The sequence below is a fragment of the Bacillus massiliglaciei genome, assembly GCF_900098925.1.
Taxonomy (GTDB): Bacteria; Bacillota; Bacilli; order Bacillales; family DSM-1321; genus Peribacillus; species Peribacillus massiliglaciei.
This window is the reverse complement of record NZ_LT622358.1, coordinates 337,330-359,735: the sequence shown is the minus strand read 5'-3', so window position 1 is coordinate 359,735 and position 22,406 is coordinate 337,330. Positions and strand designations below refer to the sequence as shown.

18 protein-coding genes and 3 pseudogenes are annotated in these 22,406 nt (G+C 36.2%); 7 read left to right on the top strand and 14 right to left on the bottom strand.

Going from position 1 to position 22,406, the window contains the following annotated elements; translation table 11 throughout:
- The first annotated feature begins 41 nt into the window (after positions 1-41).
- From BQ4305_RS22265 to tnpC, 6 genes and pseudogenes are all read left to right on the top strand, one after another.
- Positions 42-371, top strand: a complete 330-nt coding sequence (locus BQ4305_RS22265; protein WP_110928850.1) for a hypothetical protein — start codon at positions 42-44, stop codon at positions 369-371.
- Positions 356-1,204: an IS3 family transposase gene (locus BQ4305_RS10170; RefSeq protein ID WP_407640154.1), complete on the top strand. Its 849-nt coding sequence runs from the start codon at positions 356-358 to the stop codon at positions 1,202-1,204. Before BQ4305_RS22265 ends, BQ4305_RS10170 begins: the two co-directional genes overlap by 16 nt.
- A gap of 113 nt (positions 1,205-1,317) precedes the next feature.
- A pseudogene (bluB, locus tag BQ4305_RS10165) lies at positions 1,318-1,957 on the top strand (5,6-dimethylbenzimidazole synthase).
- A gap of 744 nt (positions 1,958-2,701) precedes the next feature.
- Complete coding sequence (tnpA, locus tag BQ4305_RS10160; protein ID WP_061794402.1) at positions 2,702-3,019, top strand: IS66 family insertion sequence element accessory protein TnpA; 318 nt, start codon at positions 2,702-2,704, stop codon at positions 3,017-3,019.
- Positions 3,016-3,372, top strand: a complete 357-nt coding sequence (gene tnpB, locus BQ4305_RS10155; RefSeq protein ID WP_061794403.1) for an IS66 family insertion sequence element accessory protein TnpB — start codon at positions 3,016-3,018, stop codon at positions 3,370-3,372. The genes tnpA and tnpB overlap by 4 nt, the downstream gene beginning before the upstream one ends.
- Positions 3,373-3,425: 53 nt before the next feature.
- A complete protein-coding gene (gene tnpC, locus BQ4305_RS10150) occupies positions 3,426-4,988 on the top strand; it encodes an IS66 family transposase (protein ID WP_110927694.1) in 1,563 nt (520 codons plus the stop codon).
- Between the two features lie 378 nt (positions 4,989-5,366).
- On the opposite strand, the gene BQ4305_RS10145 is transcribed toward tnpC, so the two are convergent.
- The 5 genes from BQ4305_RS10145 to BQ4305_RS10125 all read right to left on the bottom strand — a co-directional run bounded on the left by BQ4305_RS10145 (position 5,367) and on the right by BQ4305_RS10125 (position 8,212).
- Positions 5,367-5,849, bottom strand: coding sequence for a hypothetical protein (locus BQ4305_RS10145; RefSeq protein ID WP_110927693.1), 483 nt, complete (start codon positions 5,847-5,849; stop codon positions 5,367-5,369).
- Positions 5,850-5,923: 74 nt separating this feature from the next.
- A complete protein-coding gene (locus BQ4305_RS10140) occupies positions 5,924-6,178 on the bottom strand; it encodes a hypothetical protein (RefSeq protein WP_110927692.1) in 255 nt (84 codons plus the stop codon).
- A 159-nt stretch (positions 6,179-6,337) separates the two neighbouring features.
- Positions 6,338-6,592, bottom strand: coding sequence for a hypothetical protein (locus tag BQ4305_RS10135; protein WP_110927691.1), 255 nt, complete (start codon positions 6,590-6,592; stop codon positions 6,338-6,340).
- A 70-nt stretch (positions 6,593-6,662) separates the two neighbouring features.
- Entirely contained in the window at positions 6,663-7,697 is a 1,035-nt protein-coding gene (locus BQ4305_RS10130; protein WP_110927690.1) for a DUF4179 domain-containing protein, read from the bottom strand.
- Entirely contained in the window at positions 7,697-8,212 is a 516-nt protein-coding gene (locus BQ4305_RS10125) for a sigma-70 family RNA polymerase sigma factor (RefSeq protein WP_110927689.1), read from the bottom strand. The genes BQ4305_RS10130 and BQ4305_RS10125 overlap by 1 nt, the downstream gene beginning before the upstream one ends.
- 346 nt (positions 8,213-8,558) lie before the next feature.
- Between BQ4305_RS10125 and BQ4305_RS10120 the strand changes: the two are divergent.
- Positions 8,559-8,903: pseudogene (locus BQ4305_RS10120) on the top strand (recombinase family protein); the annotation flags it as partial.
- A gap of 1,074 nt (positions 8,904-9,977) precedes the next feature.
- On the opposite strand, the gene BQ4305_RS10110 reads toward BQ4305_RS10120, so the two are convergent.
- The 9 genes and pseudogenes from BQ4305_RS10110 to BQ4305_RS10070 form a co-directional block, all read right to left on the bottom strand.
- Positions 9,978-10,418 carry an NUDIX domain-containing protein gene (locus BQ4305_RS10110; protein WP_110927688.1) on the bottom strand — a complete coding sequence of 147 codons (441 nt, stop codon included), beginning with the start codon at positions 10,416-10,418 and terminating at the stop codon, positions 9,978-9,980.
- Between the two features lie 264 nt (positions 10,419-10,682).
- The gene (locus BQ4305_RS10105; RefSeq protein WP_110927687.1) at positions 10,683-13,910 is read right to left on the bottom strand and encodes a hypothetical protein; all 3,228 of its coding nucleotides are present in this window, start codon (positions 13,908-13,910) and stop codon (positions 10,683-10,685) included.
- 104 nt (positions 13,911-14,014) lie between these two features.
- A complete protein-coding gene (locus BQ4305_RS10100) occupies positions 14,015-16,171 on the bottom strand; it encodes a type IA DNA topoisomerase (RefSeq protein WP_110927686.1) in 2,157 nt (718 codons plus the stop codon).
- A gap of 175 nt (positions 16,172-16,346) precedes the next feature.
- The gene (locus BQ4305_RS10095; RefSeq protein ID WP_234396926.1) at positions 16,347-18,875 is read right to left on the bottom strand and encodes a DEAD/DEAH box helicase; all 2,529 of its coding nucleotides are present in this window, start codon (positions 18,873-18,875) and stop codon (positions 16,347-16,349) included.
- Between the two features lie 263 nt (positions 18,876-19,138).
- Positions 19,139-19,465: pseudogene (locus tag BQ4305_RS10090) on the bottom strand (toprim domain-containing protein); the annotation flags it as partial.
- A 184-nt stretch (positions 19,466-19,649) separates the two neighbouring features.
- Entirely contained in the window at positions 19,650-20,069 is a 420-nt protein-coding gene (gene arsC / locus BQ4305_RS10085; RefSeq protein WP_110927683.1) for an arsenate reductase (thioredoxin), read from the bottom strand.
- A 27-nt stretch (positions 20,070-20,096) separates the two neighbouring features.
- Positions 20,097-21,389 carry an arsenic transporter gene (locus tag BQ4305_RS10080; RefSeq protein WP_110927682.1) on the bottom strand — a complete coding sequence of 431 codons (1,293 nt, stop codon included), beginning with the start codon at positions 21,387-21,389 and terminating at the stop codon, positions 20,097-20,099.
- Positions 21,390-21,406: 17 nt separating this feature from the next.
- A complete protein-coding gene (locus tag BQ4305_RS10075; protein ID WP_110927681.1) occupies positions 21,407-21,751 on the bottom strand; it encodes an ArsR/SmtB family transcription factor in 345 nt (114 codons plus the stop codon).
- A gap of 177 nt (positions 21,752-21,928) precedes the next feature.
- Entirely contained in the window at positions 21,929-22,357 is a 429-nt protein-coding gene (locus BQ4305_RS10070) for a general stress protein (RefSeq protein ID WP_110927680.1), read from the bottom strand.
- Positions 22,358-22,406 lie beyond the last annotated feature (49 nt).

The window sequence follows — 22,406 nt, the reverse complement described above, 5'->3', positions numbered from 1 at the left end:
TGGTACACTTAAACAAAGTACTAATTCGGAGGTGTTTTTGCATGGGCAAAAATGTATATTCAAATGAAGTTAAGTGGGCAGTTGTGAAAGATAAAATGAGTGGTCAGTTTTCGAACCGTGAAATCATGGAGAAGTATGAGATTAAAAATGTATCTCAAATCAAAACGTGGATGAAATGGTATCGAGATAATCAGGTTCATCGATTTGATCAACCAATAGGAAAACAATATTCCTATGGTCATGGACCAGACAGTTCGAGTCCTGAAGAGAAAAAAGAACGTCAATTGAATCATTTAAAACAGGAAAATGAAATCTTAAAAAAGTATTTGGAGATCGAAAAGGAGTTGAAAAAGAAATCGTTCTCCAATTAGTTCAGAATTTACGAAAGAAATATACAGTATCAGCTATTTTATCAGCTTTAAATGTTCCTAGATCCACCTATTATCGCTGGGCAAATGCGCAACCAGTTGAGTTGTCTAAGGAAGAAGAAGCGATTATTTACCTTTGCGAAAAAACTAAATACCGATATGGTCATCGAAAAATCAAGGAGCTTTTAAAACGTGACTACCATATCAAATTGAGCTGCAATACTGTTCAACGAATCATGCAGAAATATCACCTTCAATGTAAAGTAAAACAAAAGAGAAGGTGGAAGTCTCAAGGAGAATCTGTCGTTGTCGCACCAAACTTATTACAGCGAGAGTTTCACGCAAGCAAACCTAACCATAAGTGGGTAACAGATATTACCTACATCCAATATGGGCCAGACACTTTATATTTATCAACGATCATGGACTTGTTTAATAATCAAATTGTTGCCTATAAACTTTATACTCATCAACAAATTCCTTTGGTGATTGATACCTTGAATGAAGCACTAGAAAAGCGAGGAAACCCTAAAGGAGTCATTATCCATTCAGATCAAGGAAGTGTCTATTCTTCTTATGCTTATCAGAATCGGATTAAAGAAAAGAATTTAGTTGGTAGTATGTCACGCAGGGGAAACTGTTGGGATAACGCAGTGATTGAGTCTTTCCACTCGAACCTTAAATCAGAAGAATTTCAGTTTGTTAAATTCCATTCTTTGTCGCTAGAAGAAGTAAAGGAACGTGTCGATCAATTTATGAGTTATTATAATGAAGAGCGTATCCAAGAAAAATTAGGCTACCACACACCAATAGAGTTTGGTGATATGGCAGCCTAAGAAGGTGTTTTATTACTGTCTCAAATGAATAGGTCAGTCTAGACAGCAACAGGTTTTATTGTTAATATATGAATAAACAATAACATTTTAATTTTTAACGAGAGAGGGAAAATATGTTTACTAAGGAAGAAAAAGAAGCAATATATAAAGTTATTTATCATAGAAGAGACATCCGAAGTTTTTTGTCAACTCCTATCCCAGAAAATACAATACATAAAATACTAAATGCTGCTCATCATGCACCCTCAGTAGGGTTTATGCAACCATGGAATTTTATTTTAGTTTCTTCAAATGAAATTAAAGAAAAGTTAGCATGGGCAGCGGATAAGGAAAGAAGAGCATTGGCTATTCATTATGAAGGAGAAAAAGAAACGAAATTCCTTAGTTTAAAAGTTGAAGGTCTAAAAGAATCTCCTTTAACTATATGTGTAACTTGTGATCCAACAAGAGGAGGTTCGCATATTAGGACGAAATTCAATTCCTGAAACGGATGCTTTATCAACTGCTTGTGCCATTCAAAATATGTGGTTAGCAGCTAGTGCTGAAGGGCTTGCAATGGGCTGGGTAAGTTTTTATAAAAAGAATGATATTAGAGACATTTTAGAAATACCACCACATATTGAGCCTATTGCTCTTATTTCTATTGGTTACACTGATGATTATCCAGAAAAACCCATTCTAGAATTAGCTGATTGGGAAAAAAGGCGTTCTTTAGACAACCTTATTTTCCAAAATAAATGGGGGGAAAATTAAAAAATCTTATTAAAGTGCTCTTTAGTTTAACAAACGAAATAAAAAAAACGATTCCGCACAACGTTTAGGAACCGTTTTTTTATGTTGTAATTTGCTTATCGTTGTAAATCCGCATTTTCCTGACGCTACCCCTACTAAGCGTTCCTCAATAATATGGCCCTTTTCTGGAACAATTTTATTGACATTAAACATCTAATTTTTGGTTTTGTTTTCCATAGTGGCCCCTGAAATCCAGAATCGTTTACGTACCCCAACAAAACGCAAATAGTTGCTAAGTCGTTGCAATGCCTTCAATTAACCATAAAAAATAATCCATCCTTGAGCTTGGCCGCTTATGATGGATTATTTCCCCACTTAGGCTGCCCCCCCTAAAGGGAGCCTATTATTGACCCTTTTGGTGTTACCAGCACCGAACAGTCCTTTTTAATGTCAATTGTTTCTTAAAAAATATTATACTTAAGTCCTCTTTATTTCTTCAAGGAGTCTTTATTAATTTTAAGTATTAAATTCCTTGAAATTAAGTTAATCAAAATGAACTCTTTTTTCTTATACGAATACCCTGCATTTTGATTAGGGTTTTCTGTGGTATAGCTTGAAGAAGCTTCCTAGGAAGCCGGTGCCTAAAAGGCTTGATAAACTATATATTTTAATATATAAGTAAGCGTAAAACTGTGCCCACCTACAACCTTAAAAACAACCATGAGATAATCTCCTTAAGTTTACAAGCTTGAAGGAGGTTTTTTTATGAACCCAACGCTCGAACAACAATGGAAGGAGCGTTTTGAAGATTTCGCTTCTAGCGGATTATCGAAAAGAGCTTTTTGTCGAAACAAAGACCTACCCTACCACCAGTTCTGCTATTGGATGAAAAAATTCCAAAACTCCACGCCGGTTACACCTTCACCTGTTCAGTGGATGACATTGGACGTCACCCCGGCTGAGACTTGGTCGTCTTCCCCGACACCAATCCGACTTCGGGCCGGCGGTGTCACGATCGAAGTCAACGAAGGCTTTAGCGAGGCGCTGTTGCGTCAAGTCTTGAAGGCATTGACAGGAAAATGATTGACGAAGTAACAATCGATAAGGTGTACCTGGCACAAGGGCCCACCGATCTGCGAAAATCGATTGATGGATTGGCTGCCATTGTACAGGAAACCTTTGAACTCAATCCATTCAGCCACTGCTTGTTTGTTTTCTGCAATCGCTCACGCGATAAATTGAAAATCCTGCAATGGGACCACAATGGTTTCTGGCTTCATTATCGGCGCCTTGAGAGAGGAACCTTCCAGTGGCCGTCTGGAAACAATGCCATCCCGATGGCCGTTACGAGAAAACAATTACGCTGGCTGCTGGATGGATTGTCCCTCTCTCAAAAGCAGGCACACCCCGCCGTGCAATCGCAAAGGATTGTGTGATATTTTCAATCGGAAAGAAGGAGTTTGTGCATATTTGTCGAATATTGCTTAGTATGAAAACGAACGTACAAACTCCACCAGCTGAACCAACAATTGAGTCGCTTCAGGCACAGGTGGAAGAGCTGACGGCTAAAATCAAGTGGTATGAAGAACAATTCCGCCTTAGCCAACAAAAACGATTCGGCTCTTCCAGCGAAAAGACGGATGACGACCAATTAGCGCTTCTGTTGTTTAACGAAGCCGAACAACTAGCCGATCCAACTGTATCGGAGCCCATACACGAAACAATCACGTATCGCCGTAAGAAAAAGCGAGGTCAGCGTGAAACATCCCTAAGCAGCCTGCCGACGGAAACAATCGAGTATCGATTGGCCGATGCGGACCAGGCTTGTTCGTGTTGCGGTCACGGACTACACGAAATGAGCGTCGAGGTCCGGAAGGAACTGGCCATAGAACCGGCAAAGGTGAAAGTGATCGAGCATAAACGCTTCGTCTACGCCTGCCGCCACTGTGAGCAACATGGCACAGAAACGCCAATCGTCACGGCACCCATGCTTCCTTCGGTCTTCCCGAAAAGTCTGGCTTCCCCGTCGATCATGGCGCATATCATCACACAAAAATATGTGGAAGGTCTGCCTTTGTACCGGCAGGAAAAGTACATCCAACGTCTCGGCGTGAACCTGTCACGCCAAACGATGGCGAACTGGGTTTTGTATGGTGCGGAAAAGTGGCTTTCCATATTGTATGATCGCATGCATCAGGAATTGGTCAAACAGCCCATTGCCCATGCCGACGAAACCACACTTCAAGTCTTGCGCGAACCAGGCCGCGATGCGACAGCCAAATCCTATGTTTGGCTATATCGGACAGGGACCGACGGTCCCCCGATTGTCCTGTACGACTATCAGCCTTCACGCAAAGGTGAGCACGCCAAACACTTTTTGGAAACCTTCAGTGGTTATCTTCAAGTGGATGGCTATTCGGGTTACCTGAAAGTCCCGGATGTAATCTTGGTTGGCTGTTGGGCACACGCCCGTCGCAAATTCGACGAGGCATTAAAAGCGGCGCCACCTTCAGCAAAAGGGAAACAGACTGCCTCTGCCGAAGGCTTGCAGTTCTGTAACCAGCTGTATGCCATTGAACGGGCAATCAAAAAAGAATCCTCCGAAAAACGGTACGAGGTACGGCTTGAAAAAAGCAAGCCGGTCCTGGACCTCTTTTTGGCATGGCTTCAAACGAAACAGCCTCAAGTGGCACCAAAATCGAAATTGGGCGAAGCAATCACTTATGGTCTCAACCAGTGGGAATTATTAGAGGCTTTCTTACAAGATGGCCGATTGGAGATCGACAATAACCGGAGTGAGCGAGCTATCAAGCCGTTTGTAATCGGCAGGAAAAACTGGCTCTTTTCAAATACACCACGAGGCGCACGAGGGAGTGCGATCGTGTACAGCATAGTGGAGACAGCGAAGGAAAACGGGCTAAATCCCTACGAATACCTTCTCTACCTATTTCAGCAGCTTCCCACTGTGGATGTGAACAATGACGAAGTCATCCAAAAGATGCTTCCATGGTCGGTTTCACTGCCCGATCAATGCAGGGTACCGGTGAAGTAAATCAATCTTATCAGCATCCTCATCTTATCAAAAGGTGGGGATTATTTTACGCTTACATATATAAATATTAATCTTAATTCACCTTAAAAGTAAATGGGGGAAGATTTCCCTAACACCGGCTTATGATTTAGGTGAAATTCATGCTTAATACTATTATAATATATACGGGCATTATAAACATAAACAAGATAAAACAAAGAAGCTAATAAACTAAACCACTTATTCAATGTTATATTTAGCATTTTCGTTCTCCTTAAAAACTTAAAATACTTGCAATAGTATTATAGGTTATTTATTGTATTTTTTCTTCAATTAAACTGCACCGTATTTCAATAAGAAAAAGCGACCCTCCGTTGTTGAAGCATCGGATCAGTTACTTTAATAAGAATTCAATCTATTCCCCTGATTTTTGGACTGGATAATGTAACCACCTTCAGATTGAGATTTATAGTGTTCGACAAAAAATTCCTTCGTATTAATTAAATCGTGGAAAACAGATGGGATTGTGCAATTCTCCCAGTTCAAATTTTCTACTTTAAGGGGGAAATTATCTTCGTTTGGATTTGGGGTATGAATAAAAACTGCATCTTTACTCGCGTCATCATCATCAATGTGAATCCAAGCTTGGTATGGTTTTTCAAAGGTTTCAAGCTTTTTTAATACATTTTTATATAAAGCTATATGTGCCTCAATGTGCTTTCTACGCATCCTCAGACTACCATTTCCATATCCAGAAAAATCGAGATGGTTATGCCATAAGTCAAACCACGACTCGTTATTAAAGTTCAATTTACAATTTTCCAGTGATACTTCTTTCCATAAATTACGAAAATATCGCCTTTTCCCACGTAACTTTTTCAATATATTCCTCCAATTAAAGTTTATATGTTTTTTAAGCTATCCTGACCGTTCGTTAAAGAAAGCAGGAATAACAATTATCCCCGTTTTTTAAAATCATCCATATTCCAATTAACCTTTGGATTAACTGTATCCATAAATTCCTTAATTTGTTCTTTTGTTAAATCCTTTTCTCCAGTCTTGTTGTTACAATATGATTTGAGTTCCCAAGTATCATCGTAAGGTTTTTCAGGATTCTTCCATTTCATTCCGAATGTATAATCAGAATCACCAATTTGAACCTGTACTGATAATATATTATCTCGATGCAGAATAAAATTTCTCATTTCCATTTTCACTTCACCTCTAAACATATTCTACCAGATATTTACTATCCTTTTTCAAACTATCCTACTTCTTTAGCTCCACAAGAAAAAAGATCGCCGCAGCGATCCCATCTTTAACTCTTGCACTCGTTACTTGAATAAGCACTATCTCTTTTTTTAATGTAATTACTTATTAGGAACATCCTTTATAAAAACTCTAAATTCTTTTTTCCTTCCTCGTCTTTTAATACCCAAAATATACATACTTTTTTTCTTATCATGTACAATTCTGATTTTATAACATCCATATTTAGTAAGCACGATTTTACTAATTACATCTAAAAATTCCTCTTTTGTGCCTTCAAATGACAGTATCTCATAACCATAGCCGCCATAACCTGGACTTCTAGTAATGTAAAATACCGTATAAGATTTCTTCATAGATTCACCCTACATTAAATTTTCCATGTCTTATTGTGTTCCAAATTGGATTCTTCTTGTTTTATTTCATTTAATTTATTATCTTGTCATCTTTACTATATATTGTAATGTGGTAGGGATCGTTTTTAACTTTTGATTTCATTTCTTCTGATTTAAGAAAGTCATCAATGACTTTTTCAAGCTGTTGAGCAAAAGCTTTTGCATTTTCATCTGAACTAGGTAAAGTGATAAACGCCTGAATTTCTGGTTCTGGATGGATAGAATATCCAACCATTCTAACTTTGTACTCCTTCTTCCCTAATATGTCATCCTCAACAATATCAAGAATTTCTCTCCACCTTTTATCTTGTTCCTTTTTTTTCATGTCTATTTTCTTTATGTTTAATGGAATAGGATCGATTTTATTTGTTTGAAGAACATCATTAATCACTTGCTTCATCTCATCGATCCTAGTCTCTGTATTAGGGATCTCTATTTCAATTGTTTTTGGATTATAACGCAGCTGTAGTGACAATACGTTGTAATCGCGTTTTTTTAACTCTTTCGTAATTGCAGGCTGGTATATATCATATTCCCGTGCAAATTCTATACTTTGCTTCTCCTTCTTCTCATCCACATCAATCTCGCGTTCCTTATATCTAGTCACTTTTATTGTATAGGCATCATAATTTTTAGATTGTAAAATGTCCTTCGCAATATCTTCTACATCATCTTTAACAGAATCAAAGTACTTTTCCGAACCTTCGATTGATATATATATTTCCTTTTCGGGAAATGAAACTCCTGCTCTACTGGTGTTGTAACCTTTTGCTCTTAGTTCTTCTGAAATGACTTTAACTATATCATCCTTAGATTCAAAAATTTGTCCCAAATAAGGAATTTTGGACACGATCTTTGCCATCGCTGGAGAAACGAATGCTGAACCTATTAAAAGGCTAAATAAAAGAACGGCTGCGCTGCAAGTGTAGAGCACTTTCTTACTAAGACCTCGTTGACTCTTTTTACCTCTTTTAAGACCATGTTCAATTGCTTGATCCAATTTGTCTTCAGGGATTTTTATTTTGTCCACCTCTTTTTTAACGTTGTTGGATAAATAATCGTTCATCAGATACACTCCTCTTTTAAATCCGATTTCAATTGATTAATGGCTCTATGCAATCGAGTTTTGACAGTTCCTTCAGGACATTTCAATATTTCAGCAATTTGTTTAATAGAAAGGTCCTTGTAATATCTAAAAATTATCACTGTTTTATATTGCACTTCTAATCGCTCAATTGCTTCTAATAAGTCCAATTTTTCTTCAATTCGAAGATTCTGATCCTTGTGAATTCCATCAACATCACTAAATGGAATCGCACGGTTATTTTTCTTAATAAAATCTAGAGCCGTATTAATTAAAATTCTTGATATCCAAGTAGAAAAATAATGAGGCTCTTTTAGTTGTTTGATTGATATAAAAGCTTTGTAAATCGTATCTTGTACAATATCAAGGGCATCATCTTCATTTTTTACGTATAAATAGGCCATACGAAAGAGTTTGTTCTTTTCATCTTGAATTAACTCTTGAAATGCCTGTTCGTTTCCTCTTTTTGCCTTTTTTATTTTTTTCTCGATTGACATAGACTCACCTCTTTTTTTCTAACCGTTAGACAATCCATACTACTAAAACGTTTCAAAAAAAATAAAATAATCCTTAATGTAAATAAAACAAACTTAATTTAAATATTTAGATGTTTCTATAGAAACACGACCGATCATATTATGAGTAAAATTATACATAGGCATTAATTTATATAAACAAGTAATTTTACGATGATTAACTGTCAAAAAGCATACTTTATGACACGTTAGAAAACAGTTATTATTACGTGTGTCATAAAGTGTGTTTTTTAGTTTTGAAATATTTCGATTTATTAATATACTTTTTGACATAGATTGATAGGTTTATAGAAAGGAGCTACTAATTTTGAAAATTGGATATGCTCGTGTTTCAGCTAAGGATCAAAATCCAGAACGGCAGCTTAAAAAATTTCGTGATCTTGGAATTGAGGAACGATATATCTTTATTGACAAGCAAAGTGGAAAGGATTTTAACCGACCGCAGTATCAGGGGATGCTTTTAATCATCCGAGAAGGAGATTTATTATACCTTGATGCGTTGGACCGATTAGGTAGGGATTATGATGGTATCAATCGGGAATGGAAGTATATTACTCGGGAACTGAACGCAGATATTGTAGTCCTAGAAAATGAGACACTTTTTGATAGTAGGAAATTTCGAACTATGGGTGATCTTGGGAAATTAATGGAAGTGAATATTGCCATCCAATTGAGCCAACGTTGCCATTATTCTGAGCCATCGATGACAAGAAAATGAGCCAGTAATGACAGAGGTGATCCACTTGCTGGAAAACATCACTGTTACCACAGCGTTAGCTGCTTGCCCTTGACCGCCGTGCCACTTCTTAGTGATTGCTGGAAGGGGTCGGGGCCCCGCCAGCAGAACTTAGAAGTGATTGTCCGTGGTACGCTGTTTGTGCGGATGGAGCCCTAAAGGCTGTTTTTTCTCCATACGCCATAAAAGACACTACCACGGACACAAACAAGGTCAAGGGTGGTGGGAGTGGTGCTCTATTAGCATCAAATATTCCGGCTCTCTCTATGGCAATGGTGGCTCAAAATTATGTCACAAGTGGATCAAAAACATGGCAGAGGTGGTATTATCTAATGTCTTTATTCAGAAGACCAATTTTTAAGTCTACTTTCCTACGTTGCCGAGCAAGAACGCAAAAAAAATAAGCAACGTCAGGCTGAAGGTATTGAAGTAGCAAAGAAAAACGGCGTAAGATTCGGACGACGCAAGTATGAAATTAATGAGAAATTTATTCAAGTATATGGTGAGTGGAAATCTGGATTAATCACTGCTACGGAAGGAATGAAGCGTCTTGATTTAAAGCCAAATACTTTTTACCGACGTGTAAAATAGTATGAAAAGCAAAGAAAGATGTGAAGATCTTGGTGGAAAAGAGCTTCTTACAACAGTTCAGGACATTTTAGTCATTGGATCGAACGACTAAGCAAACGGGTAGTCAGTACAAATCTGACTATCCATTTTGAATGCAATTTAGCGTTTAAAAAGGGTGCAATTTATCTCTTAAAATCACAAGCTAATAATATCAAGGAGGCAAAAACTTATCAATAGGGTGTACCTTATTGATAATAAAAGACTGAACGTTAAAAACCGATCAGTCCATAAATAAATATCTTACTCCACTGTAGCCCCTGATTACGGAATATTGTAAAATGCTTAAAGAGTTGCAAAAATGGCCCCTCAATTATTTTACTAAAGGAATCCTTTAATTTAACAAGATAGATAGGTGACAGTTTAACGAATAAATGCTGCTTCTTTATTTGCAAGAGCATCCTTCAGCCATCGAGGGTGCATCGTTAACAAATCTTGTGGTAAAGCATCTTGTTTAAAGAATTGAATATCAAGTGACTCTGAAGAATTGCATCGAAGCTCTCCATCCTTAATTTCAGCTAAGAAACAGGTTGTGATAAAGTGAATAACCTTACCATTTGGATAAGTAAAAACCTGAGAATTTGGATCAGAATAAACACCTATAAGCTTTATAATGTTTATTTCTAAGTTAGTTTCCTCCTTAACTTCTCTAATTGCTGCTTCAGCCACTGTTTCCCCTACTTCTACATGACCTGATGGAATTCCCCATAATCCTACATCAGCTCTCTTCTGCAACAAAACGCTATTTTCCTCATCCAAAATTACTATAGCTACTCCTGCTCTGATGTCGTCAATATACTTCATAACATACTACCTCCCTTTAATAATAAAAAAAGTCCGGAGGAAAGATTTCAACGCATAATAAATACGCTGAACCTTTCCCCTCGGACCTTTTATGTCAATAGGTGCCTTTTACAATATGTAAAAGATGTAGCCCTCGGTCTCAAACCTTCTATGTGGAAGTGGAACCCTAGCTACAATTTTCCAGTTCAAATAATAAATATATTTTAAATTGTTTTATGATACCTAATATACAATTGAAAAGAAATTAATTCAATAATTTACAAATTATTTATTTCTTTTTTTAAATTCTCTCAATACCTCTTTTATTGGAGGTGAATTTATTCCTTTAGGTATAATCGGGTTATCATCTGGATGAATACCACTAGACAACCAATTACTCCGATCAATTTTCCAAGCGTCTTTAATATCCAATTCTTTTTTTAGGATTGCTAGTTCTTCATTGAAATTCGGCTTACCGTTATTAACATATCCAGGAATTAAAGAATATTTGTATTCTTTATGTTCTTCTTTTTTTAAGTACATTTCAATATTTTTTAAATTTTGATTACTGTTGGGTGTTAGCAAATGTACCCTTGAAGTAGTGGTAATTGCTTTAGTATGTTGAAAATTCTCGTTAAGCTTAGGCAATCCTGAAGAAATAACAGTTTTATAATGATAAGGATTTCTTTTATCAACCCCTTTGATAATACCGATGTTAATCAAATTATCCCCGTCTTTATTCATTGGATTATCTATCATCTCAATCCACTGTTTAAAAATTTCTTCACCAGCTTCTTTATTCTCAAACATTAGTGTAATATACATCTCTTCTTTAGAATTAATTAAAAATCCTACACCACGCCATTTTGCTTGATCCCATAACGGTATATTTACTAGTGAAACTACTTCCATGTTGCTATGATTAAGAGACATAAACTCTTCCACAAATTCTATTTCTCTATCTTCTTTTTTAGTTTCAAATGGAGACTGACTACCTCTCAGCTTTTCAATATGAGTGTTGTTCTCTAAAAAAGTATAACATTCCATGTCATCTTTTTTAAAATGGTCTATGGTAAATGGCAATACACCAAAAAAATCCCTAACAGCTATAAGACTTCCAGTAAAATTAATTGCTCTATCTATTGCTTCGTCACTTTGAATTAAATTCGATAATTGTTTTTCATGATTTTTAAAAATTAAAATCCGTGATGTTACATCAACAATGATATCCAAAGTAAATTTCTTAGTAACGATTTGCAATTCATTTGCATTCACAATTTTATCAGGGTTAATGACCTGAATATCATAAAAACCGGAAGATAATTTTTCCGTGTAATCAAAGTGGAGATTAAATCCATCCGATCTCAAACTTCTTACTTTAATGATAAGTTCAGATTTTGTACTAATAAAGCTATCTTGTATTCCCGTAGCTAAGAATGATTCTAGAGCAGCTAAAATGCTCGTTCCTATTTCAGAACAAAGAAAATTATTTTCAGTCTGAACGACTATTTTCGTTCCTAATATTTTTGAATGTAATTCGAGCTGGTCTTCATTACCTAAACTAACTTTTCTAGATATCTGCTTATTAATTGGCTGATGATAACTCTGAATCATAAAATCATGATAGGAATTTATATCATTATTAAAATTTGATTCCAATAACTCCTCATCAACATAACCTAACATGTACTTTAAGAAAGTAGCCGAAATGGTTAAACCATTATCTTCTAGTATATTAGGTAACCAACATATCTCATTTAATCTATTTTTATTTAACTTAAAAAAATGAGCCCCTAAACCAAAATCGAACAAATAGTTATCTTCCTCTAATTTTTCATTTTCGTACCCTGCCATTGCCGTCAAAATATCATTCAATTTTTTCCACTCTAATGCTTGCGGCAATCTCCCTAATTTATTTTCTAGATTCTTTAATGCAGAAGAACTTGCTAGCAGTATCGGCGAAAAATTTCCATAGTTGCTGTATTCATTAAATGCCAATAGAAACGCATTTAAATGATACCCTCTGGCAGCCCAATTTAAATCTACTTTTTCAAAAGCAATCCCCAACAAATATAGAGCACGGAAAAAGTCACTTTTGCTATCTTCTTTATATAACTTAGTAACTGCTCTTCCTATATATTTAATTGCTTTGTACGGCTTCTCCTTAATCTCATCATAACCTCTATCCAAAAGAAGTCTAGATGCTTCTAATTCTTGTTTATACTTACTTAATTGGCCAATCATCAATTCAAATAGCTCGTTATAGTTCTCTGATTGCTTAATCATCGATATTTCAGAACACATTTTAAAAATTTGTCCTAAGTCTAAGTTCATATTTTTTATATCTGAATTTAGAATATTTATTAACTTTTTAACCTGCTCGCTTACACTTTCCCCCAACATTATTTGGATAAAAACAAAGCGTACTTTTGCAGAGTGAGCAGCATTTGGTCTTTCTTCATCATTAATCATTCTCGAAAATTCCATTTTCAATATTTCGGTATGTTTTTCCCAATTTTCATTTTTATCAATAGTCGTAAGGTTAAACCATAAATTTGTTAGCTTATCCAAATCATTAAAGTTTGAACTTCCTAAAACTAAAGACTCATATTCCTTATATTTTTTGTAAAATTCATCGTAATCTTCTGTCCACCAAAAAGATGTCCAAGCCCATTCATAAATACAATTCTTCAAATGGTATTCGTTACCATACTTTTTCGCTAGTTTTTCAGCTCTATAAAACTTACCATATACATCTGTTGAGTTTAACTCAATCTCTCTACTAATTATTGCTGCTTTTAGTGCTTTTTCAACTAAATCATAGTTCAATAGGTTTTTTGAAATACAATCATCAATAGATGCTTCCAATTCATCTAACTTTAATTTTTTATTGTAATCATTCGGTCCAATTCTTTTTTCTTCAAGTAATGACTGTGAGAGATCAAATGCTTCAACAAAAATCTTACTGCAATTGCTATTGAATATTTTATCAATAAACCATTGTTTATCTAAGATACGAACATCGATTTCGTATTCCTCTGTTAATTCATCTTCAAGAGCAGCTCGCTTCTTATCTGGAATATATTGATTGCTCATAAAATAGATTCTTTTGTAGTCCCGATTAGTTGATGCAATATTTTTAATGTCAGACTTTACCTTTGCCCGCCATTCTTTTTTTGCGCTGAAGGCAAATCCCCATCTTTCGGACGCAGAATTACTATTTAAACCTGAAAACCATTTAAAAGATGTTTGTTCCGTAACAGGATATGTTTCAGAATCTACCTTACTATCGCCTCCGCCTGTTGGACCAGTTTGTGAAATTAAGTTTGGACATATCTCCTTTTCTGCAATTCTTTTACAAAGTTGCTCGAAAGCTTTTTCTTGGCTTCTGTTAGTTAACGTTTCTAAGTAATAGCTTACATATCCTTCATCTAACTGGCTTGTCTTGATAACAAATGAATCTGAAAATTCTTCTGGTCTCAATTTCTTTAAAAATTCCTTAGAACTTCTCACCTTTAATCAGCAGCTCCTTTTATACATTCTCCATTATGGCCAGCAGGAATTGATGCCCTCCTTCTTATGAAAAATTCCCCAATCCAAATAAAGAATCAACGAATTTACTTATTAAACTCCATCTTCCAGCTGAAAAATTCGTTATCTTGATTCTTTTCATATCTCATATTTGCATCGAACTTATTTCCTTTTTTGCTTGTTAATCCTTTCACTGTCACTACTCCATTTTTCAAAAGCGATTTTACCATCGTTTTTGTCGGCTTTTTCTTCATGGAAGCCAGAAATTTATCATTCTTCCAAATGACAAATTTACACCCATTTTTCCAATTGCTGCAGCCATATCCTTTTTGTCCTTCGATAACTCCACTTCCGCAAAGAGGACAATTTCCCATTACTTCGATTTGCTTCTTTTCCCTCGTCACTTCATTGATGATTACTTGTTGTTCATTTTTAATTTTTTCAACAGCATTAGTCGTAAAATCAAAAATTGTATTTAGAAAATCTTGCTTGGTAAATTTTTGTTTTTCGATATCAGATAATGTTTTTTCTAATCTGCCTGTAAATTCTAAATCAAATAATTCCTTTATCGGGAAGGTTTCGACCAATCTAATACCTAGTTCAGTGCAAAGTAAATTTTTGTTCTGAACTGTAATATAGCCTACATCATTTAATTTTTTGATTGTTTCAGCTCTAGTAGCCGGAGTTCCGATACTGAAACCACTTAGAATGGCAGCCATCATTTCTTCGCTTTCCTGATCATCATGTCCTTTACCACATGTTTCCATCACTCTTAGTAATGTTTTTTCTGTATGGTGTTTAGGTGGCTTCGTAATGTGAGAGGTCAGTTTATGATCTATAATGCTAACCATATCATTTATATTTACAAGGGGTAAAATTGTATCCTTTGATTCAATTTTCTCCACCTTTTTCCACCCATCAACAAGTTGTACTTTTCCCTTAGAAATAAATACTCCTTTTATTTCACTGTTATTAATTTTAGTCATAATCTTTGTTTCTTCATGCTCAGCGACAGGCATGAACTGCATGATAAAACGATTTTTAATAGCCATATAAACTATCTCTTCATCTTTGGTTAAGGACTTTGGTATTAAATATGTCGGTATGATGGCACTGTGGCTTTCCACTTTTGAATTATCAAAAACACGCTTACCTTTCGTAAAATGGATTTCATTCTCATATGGTAATCCTTTTTTTACATTATCTAGTACCCTAGCTGTCTTATCTACTAGACTTTCTTCCAACACAACACTTGCTGTACGGGGGTAAGTAATGTATTTTTTCTCGTATAGTGATTGGGCTACCTTTAATACTTTATCTGAAGTCCATCCCTTGTATTTATTTGTGATATAGCCTTGTAAATTTGAAAGATTAAATAAATAGGGAGGATACTCTCTTTTCCGTTCAACTTGTTTGTCGGTAATGGTTGCTGTTTGGTTGGCTAGGGCTTGTTGAATTAATTCTAGCGTTTCTTTGTTTTTAAATTTATCCTCATTGTCTTCAACATACGTTCCTTCGTACTCTTTTTCATCTTTTGTCTTAAATGTGGCTGATAATTTAAAGTATTCTTCTGGAACAAAGCTCTCTATTGCCTTATCTCGATCATAAATGATTTTTAATGTAGGTAATAATACCCTTCCTATATTTAAGGCCTTCCCTGCGCCTTTCTGATACTTTAACGTTGCCACCGATGTTAAATTAATGCCAATTACCCAATCAGCCCACTGACGGCTAATACCCGCATCCTGAAGTGGCTTCATTTCTGTATTTGGTTTTATGTTTCGGAGCCCTTTTAGCACTTCATCTGGTGTCCATTCGTTTAGCAATAAACGATATACCTTCTTTTGCGTTCTAAGATTATATATAATTGTATCTCCAATAATCTGACCTTCCCGATCAAAATCACAAGCTGAAATAATCTGACTAATATCATCCCTTTTTATTAAGTTATAAATTATTTTCAGTTGTTTTTTTGCACCAAAGTCTTCTTTATCTCTATTTCGTGAATCACTTTTTACTTTATATCGAAAATTCGATGGAATAAAGGGGAAATTCTCCAAATTCCATTTGGCCATTTTTTCATCGTAATCTTTTGCATCATACAGTTGTAACAAATGACCAAACGCCCAAGTAATGAAATATCCATTTCCTTCAAAATATCCATCTTTTCTATTTTTAATTTTTAATGCATCGGCAATATTCTTAGCGACTGAAGGTTTTTCTGTAATTATTAAACAAGACAATATTGATACCTCCTAAAGAAATACTAAAAATTACAAATCCCCTAACTATAGTTACTCATAATAATAGCTGAAGCGTAAGAATGAATTCCTACGCTTCAGCTATTATTTCATCTAGGAAAACATATCTAAGTTTGATTTAGCTCACTATAATTGTTTTTAGCAAGCTTTTAATCGCCTAATATGTTTTTACCTTCTCAGTGTACTTTGTTACTATATCATCTACAGAAAGGTTGTGAAGATTTAAGAATTCTTGTATTTTTCTTTCTGATAAATCTTTGATATCAGAACTTTTAAATTCATTAAAGAAATTTTTAACATTCTTTTTTAATGAATTTAATCCCCTTTCTCTCATTACCTCAACCTCAAAATTAAAACCAGCTGCTCGATTTACCTTTTTGGTTGGAATAATCATAACTCTTTTAACCTTGGTTATACCCTCATAATTCCTTTGAAACCAAGCACAAGCATTATTCATTTGACCTGTTTCATCTTTATGAATTTCTACTCTTGATGTATCAACATTACTTTTACATTCTATTAGTAAATATTGATCATCTTTAACTTTCCACAAGTTATCGGGGCCTTCCTTCCATTCCTTATCGGGCCTTTGACTTATAAATCCTAATGCCTTGGCTAAATTATCAAGTTCTTGTTCAAACCTGTCAGCTTTTACTCCGAAGGTTAACTTTGCTAACATATCATCTAGACTTAGTTGTAATTCCTCATTAGATTCGAATTGTCTAATCCAGTCCATGATATTTTCAATTCGTTTCAAGCTAATTGCCGAAATAGACTGAATCTGCATGCCTTCTTTAGGTCTTAATAAATAAGGATTCTTCTTATGGGCTAAGATTTGATATTTATTAGATTCTGTCTTTGAAAGAGGGTAAATATATCTGGCCATTTCTTGGAAATACCATCCTCTTTCTTCGTCAGTTTTAATATGTTCATCCAATAGTTTTTGAATGATATTTATAGCTCCTTGATAATCTTCCTCCAGATACTTCTTTTCAGCTTGTCTTTCATATTCAAATATTCCAAGGATTTGTTTGTTCTTTACTTCACCAGTCATTTCATCCATTTGTTCTACATAAAACTCTTTCCAACCTTCATCACGTTTTAAAGACTGGTCAATAAGTTCCTCTAAGGCTTGAAGAGGCTCTTTTCCGTCTTTAATGTCTTCCTTTGCATATTCAGCAATTTTCAAACCAATTTCTATTTGAGTCCTTGTTTGATTTGAAAAGAACTTTCTTGTCTTTTTGGAACGAACAAACTTTATTAATTCAGAGCCGGTAAGTACTATGGCGTTGTAGTCTTTCTCCCCACGGACCCCTCGACCAAGCCCTTGCTCAATGATTTGGGCTAGTTTAATGTCAAGTATCTCACTATTTCCTCTACAACTTTCTAAATATCTATCCAATAATGATTCAAAGTACGGTTTTGAATCAATAATCAAAATGCGACATGAATAATCGGGTAAATCAATCCCATCATATCTATTTGCGATGACTAGTGTTTTGTCACACTGTCTATCTTTTAATTTTTGAATTTCTGTTTCAATGGATTCTTTTGTAGCAACTGTGGAGCCATATTTTCCCCAATCTTTTGAATTCTTAAAGCTAGGTACAAGTACAACAGTTCCATATTTTTTATTGTTTACAGGTTTCGCATATCGGTTTACAATTTCTCCTCTATTTAACGTTTGATCAATTAATGATGGTATTAAAATCATTTTTTCTCCTGACCAGTGTTCATTTGGATCCATAAGAGGATTTTCTATTGTTTTGATATTTAAACCTAAACCTTTTATCATAAAAGAATCATCTGTTATTGTAGCAGACATAAATATTCTTCGTTCAGCTCTATAATAAGATTTGAACATTTCTAACGGAGTTCTATAAGGAGAAATTTCTAAACTGGTACCCGAAATAATACATTGACAATCTCTTAGCATATCCTTTAATAATGGCCAAGCATACTTGATATCGCTACTAACACTGTATTTAGATAGGATTTGAGCAACCTCTGTTTGTTTATCCTGCCAGTCCCAATATGGGACCGGTAATATCGAATCGTAGTTCTTTCTTTTGATATCAGCATATGTACCATAACCTTGCTTTTCAAGTTCAAAACCAAAAAGATTTAAAATTTCTTGGTAGGCATTTGAATCACTTTTTAATTTTATATTAAATGCATCTTTTATTTCGTTCATACAAGCATGGGCATCATCCATTAAGATTGTTGAAACATGTTCCCCTCTTTGGCCAACACCAAATCGAGATTTTCCATTAAACAACTTATGTACTGATGTAATTAATATTGCTTTCCCGTCAATAAACTCATCGGGAAGATCATCTTCGGCAATTGCATAGTGAATTCCAAAACTTTCTGCTTGTTGACATGTTTGTTCTACAAGAAATTTATTTGGGCATAGATAGATGGCTGGGCCAGTATCTTCATTTAAACGAGACTGAAGCATCAGCAGCCCTATTAGTGTTTTCCCTTGACCAGTATGCAGCTTCAAAATCAAATCTTGTTCCTTCCGATAATTCTCAAACCAGTCGTCTAAAACAGAAGCTTGCACGGGTCTTAGGGGTCCTTTGTCACTGGCACGATCAAGGGTATTGTATATTTCACTTGGATGAATCTTTTTTTCTACTTTTTTTGTCCCCAATCGCTTTTTAAAATTAACCAAAATAAACACCTCCTGAGATTAACAAAAAAGTTTCCTTTTATAAACAATTTGCCATCAAAAATAATTTTACTGCACTGCAAATGCACAAAATTTCTGAAGGCGTTGATGCAATAAATTTATGATAAAAATGCACATTAATGAAGCTATTATTATTAATTATGTGCAAAATTCTAAATTTGTACATAATTATAATATCTGATGGATACATGTATAACAAGAGAAAGGATAAAATAATTTTTTATGTACACATGTAATTATAGAGATATATCATAATCGCCCGCATGAATAATTTCGTCCACTTCGTTTTTCTTCAGCAGTGTTTTAATGACATTGAACTGTTTCGCCTTTTGCCTTGTTACTTCATATTGAAATTTATCCGGAATCATCGGCAGGGTATCAATCGACCACTTTTTCCATCCGGATGAGTACTTTTCCGGTGCAGCAAGCTGGCACAAATGTCCGACTGCCCATGTAATATATGCTCCGTCAGGGAAAATCCCGTTTGGCATGATTTCTATATATCCCTGCATTTTTTTCTTCTTGAACTGGGCTGCCAAAGTAGCACCTTGATCAGGTTTCTCGGCTATAATTAACTTCATTAGCTTAATCACCTTACATCCTCTTAATGACTTACACTTACCGCTCTATTATTTTATCATATAATCCGCTGCGGAATATAATAGCAAAAGACTTTTAAACAAGCCGGCTCTTCTCCTGTATAAGTTTTGTAGGAGGAGGAGAGGGAACCATAAAAAGCTGCGAACGGATTCGCAGCTTTTGTACTCACTCTCCAGTTTCAGAAAAACGTTTAATTCTTTCGCCAATTTCGTCCCGCACTCGCTGGAACGTCTGCCATTTTTCGGCCTCTGTCCCTTCTGCTTTCGCCGGATCGTCAAATCCCCAATGAGCCCGTTTTACATTAGGCGGTGTTACCGGACATTTGTCTGCGGCATCCCCGCACAGTGTCACAACAAAATCAGCGTGATTGAGGATTACTGGATCAATGAGGTCCGATTTCTGGCCGGAAATATCAATACCTGCCTCATTCATTGCCTTTACGGCCTTAGGATTCAATCCGTGAGCTTCAATCCCCGCACTTTTTACATCCCAGCTTTCACCGAGATATTTTTTTGCCCAACCTTCAGCCATCTGGCTTCTGCAGGAATTTCCGGTGCATAGGAAATAAATCGTTTTTTTAGCCATTGTTTTTCACTCCTTTATTTACAGTGCTTATTTAATAATAAGAAGCCAAATATACAGTCCTGTAAGTGTAATAAATAATGTTGGGATTGTTAAAATGATCCCTGTTTTAAAATAGGTGCCCCAGGAAATCTTAACACCCTTCAATGACAGCACATGCAGCCACAGCAATGTCGCAAGTGATCCGATAGGCGTAATCTTAGGCCCTAAATCCGAACCGATTACATTTGCATAAATCAATGCTTCCCGGATTGCACCGCTCGTATCCGTTCCAGAGATGGCAAGTGCATCAATCATAACCGTCGGCATATTATTCATAACAGATGAAAGGATGGCTGCAATGAAGCCCATTCCGACTGTTGCTGCAAAAAGACCTTGATCCGCAGTATACTGGATAAGGTTCGCCAGCACATCTGTCAGCCCTGCATTTCTTAAACCATATACGACTACATACATACCGATGGAGAAGAAAACAATACTCCACGGTGCTCCTTTTATGACTGTTTTTGTGTTTACAGCCTGACTCCGCCTCGCCATCATAAGAAAGACGATCGCCACTATTCCTGCAATGATGGATACAGGTACTCCGGTAAACTCGCTGCCAAAATAGCCAATCAGCAGAAGGGCCAGCACCACCCAGGAGAAACGGAATAATTTGATATCCCGGATTGCTTCGGCCGGCTTTTTAAGCTGGGAAGGATTATAATTCTTCGGTATGCTTTTACGGAAAAAGAGATATAAAACCAGAATGCTCGCCGCCAAAGAAAAGAGATTCGGTACAATCATCCGGGAAGCAAACTCAGCAAATCCAATCCCAAAATAATCTGCGGAAACGATATTCACTAAATTGCTGACCACTAATGGAAGTGAGGTCGTATCTGCAATGAAACCGCTGGCCATGATGAATGGAAACACCATCTTTTCACTAAAATTCAGATTTCTGACCATTGCCAGTACAATCGGTGTCAAAATCAAGGCGGCTCCGTCGTTCGCAAAGAGAGCTGCCACAAGAGCACCTAAAATGCTGACATAAATGAACATCCGCACTCCGTTCCCTTTTGCAGCCCTGGCCATATGCAGAGCAGCCCATTCAAAGAATCCAGTTTCATCGAGAATAAGAGAAATAATAATAATGGCAATGAATGCTAACGTCGCATTCCATACGATTGATGTCACATCCAGGACATCGTGAAAATGGACAACACCGGCAGCAAGAGCAATCAAGGCCCCTCCGCAGGCTGACCATCCAATTGACAAGCCCTTAGGCTGCCAGATTACAAGCGCAAGTGTTACTAAAAAGATAATACTGGCTACTATAACCAATGAAGGTCTCCTCCTTGTTAATCACAGCAAATTCGCTTGCCCTGCCTCTCCAGATCTTCAAGTCTTTCTCGCTGGCTTGGCAGGTGTTCGATAATTTCCCTGATGAACAAATAATAAGGGGAAGAATGATTCAAAGAATAGAAAATCCACTGGCCCCTCCTTGATTCACTGATAAGGCCGGAATCTTTTAATTTGCGTAAATGCTGGCTTATTGCCGGCTGGCTCATTTCAAACAATCCTACTAATTCACAAACACAGCATTCATTTTCAGACATTATTTTAACCATCGTCAGCCTCGTCTTATCCCCCAGCAGTTTAAGAACATTCGCAGCTGTATCGATTTCCATCACTTGTTTGCCCATTCAACCACCTTCTTTCATCAGCAAATAATTATTTGCTTATGTATTTCCTGTCTTATTCTATAAGAATATGCTTATATATGCAATTGAAGTTTTTACTATTAAAGGCGCGAATGAAAAAAGCTGTACCCTATTGGATACAGACTTTTCTTTAAATCTATTTTAGACAATGGAACTGCCTCATTTTTCAATCGCGATTAAGATTTTTCCATTTTTGATATCATCTACATATTGGCTCGCTTCTTCCTCTGTTAAGCCCAGGTCCATCAAAGGCTTGCTGAGTCCGGCACCTGATGCTGCACCGGCTGCTGCGCCTCCAACTGTAGCCAGAAGCGGACCCGCTGCTAAAATCGGACCGATTCCCGGAATCGCCAGTGCGCTGACGCCTACTAAAAATCCAGTTAATCCCAGTACACCGCCGGCTGCTGCACCGGCGACCGCTCCATCTGTTGCAGAAGGATTCACTTCTTCTTCCTCCCCAATCAACCCATGCGGATTTTTAGCCAATACAGAAATTTGATCCTTTGAATAGCCTTGCTGAATCAGCTCTTCGTATGCTCTTTTGGCCGAAGTTTCATCATCATAAACTCTAATGGTATGGTTCGTCATGATATCGTACTCCTTTTAGGTATTTATCTATACAATACCCTTTGAACGC

Bases quoted from the DNA above. Each gene is read 5' to 3' on its own strand.
- BQ4305_RS22265 (WP_110928850.1), top strand. From the start codon at position 42: ATGGGCAAAAATGTATATTCAAATGAAGTTAAGTGGGCAGTTGTGAAA.
- tnpA (WP_061794402.1), top strand. From the start codon at position 2,702: ATGAACCCAACGCTCGAACAACAATGGAAGGAGCGTTTTGAAGATTTC.
- tnpB (WP_061794403.1), top strand. From the start codon at position 3,016: ATGATTGACGAAGTAACAATCGATAAGGTGTACCTGGCACAAGGGCCC.
- tnpC (WP_110927694.1), top strand. From the start codon at position 3,426: ATGAAAACGAACGTACAAACTCCACCAGCTGAACCAACAATTGAGTCG.
- BQ4305_RS10140 (WP_110927692.1), bottom strand. From the start codon at position 6,178: ATGGAAATGAGAAATTTTATTCTGCATCGAGATAATATATTATCAGTA.
- BQ4305_RS10135 (WP_110927691.1), bottom strand. From the start codon at position 6,592: ATGAAGAAATCTTATACGGTATTTTACATTACTAGAAGTCCAGGTTAT.
- BQ4305_RS10130 (WP_110927690.1), bottom strand. From the start codon at position 7,697: ATGAACGATTATTTATCCAACAACGTTAAAAAAGAGGTGGACAAAATA.
- BQ4305_RS10125 (WP_110927689.1), bottom strand. From the start codon at position 8,212: ATGTCAATCGAGAAAAAAATAAAAAAGGCAAAAAGAGGAAACGAACAG.
- BQ4305_RS10110 (WP_110927688.1), bottom strand. From the start codon at position 10,418: ATGAAGTATATTGACGACATCAGAGCAGGAGTAGCTATAGTAATTTTG.
- arsC (WP_110927683.1), bottom strand. From the start codon at position 20,069: ATGGCTAAAAAAACGATTTATTTCCTATGCACCGGAAATTCCTGCAGA.
- BQ4305_RS10075 (WP_110927681.1), bottom strand. From the start codon at position 21,751: ATGGGCAAACAAGTGATGGAAATCGATACAGCTGCGAATGTTCTTAAA.
- BQ4305_RS10070 (WP_110927680.1), bottom strand. From the start codon at position 22,357: ATGACGAACCATACCATTAGAGTTTATGATGATGAAACTTCGGCCAAA.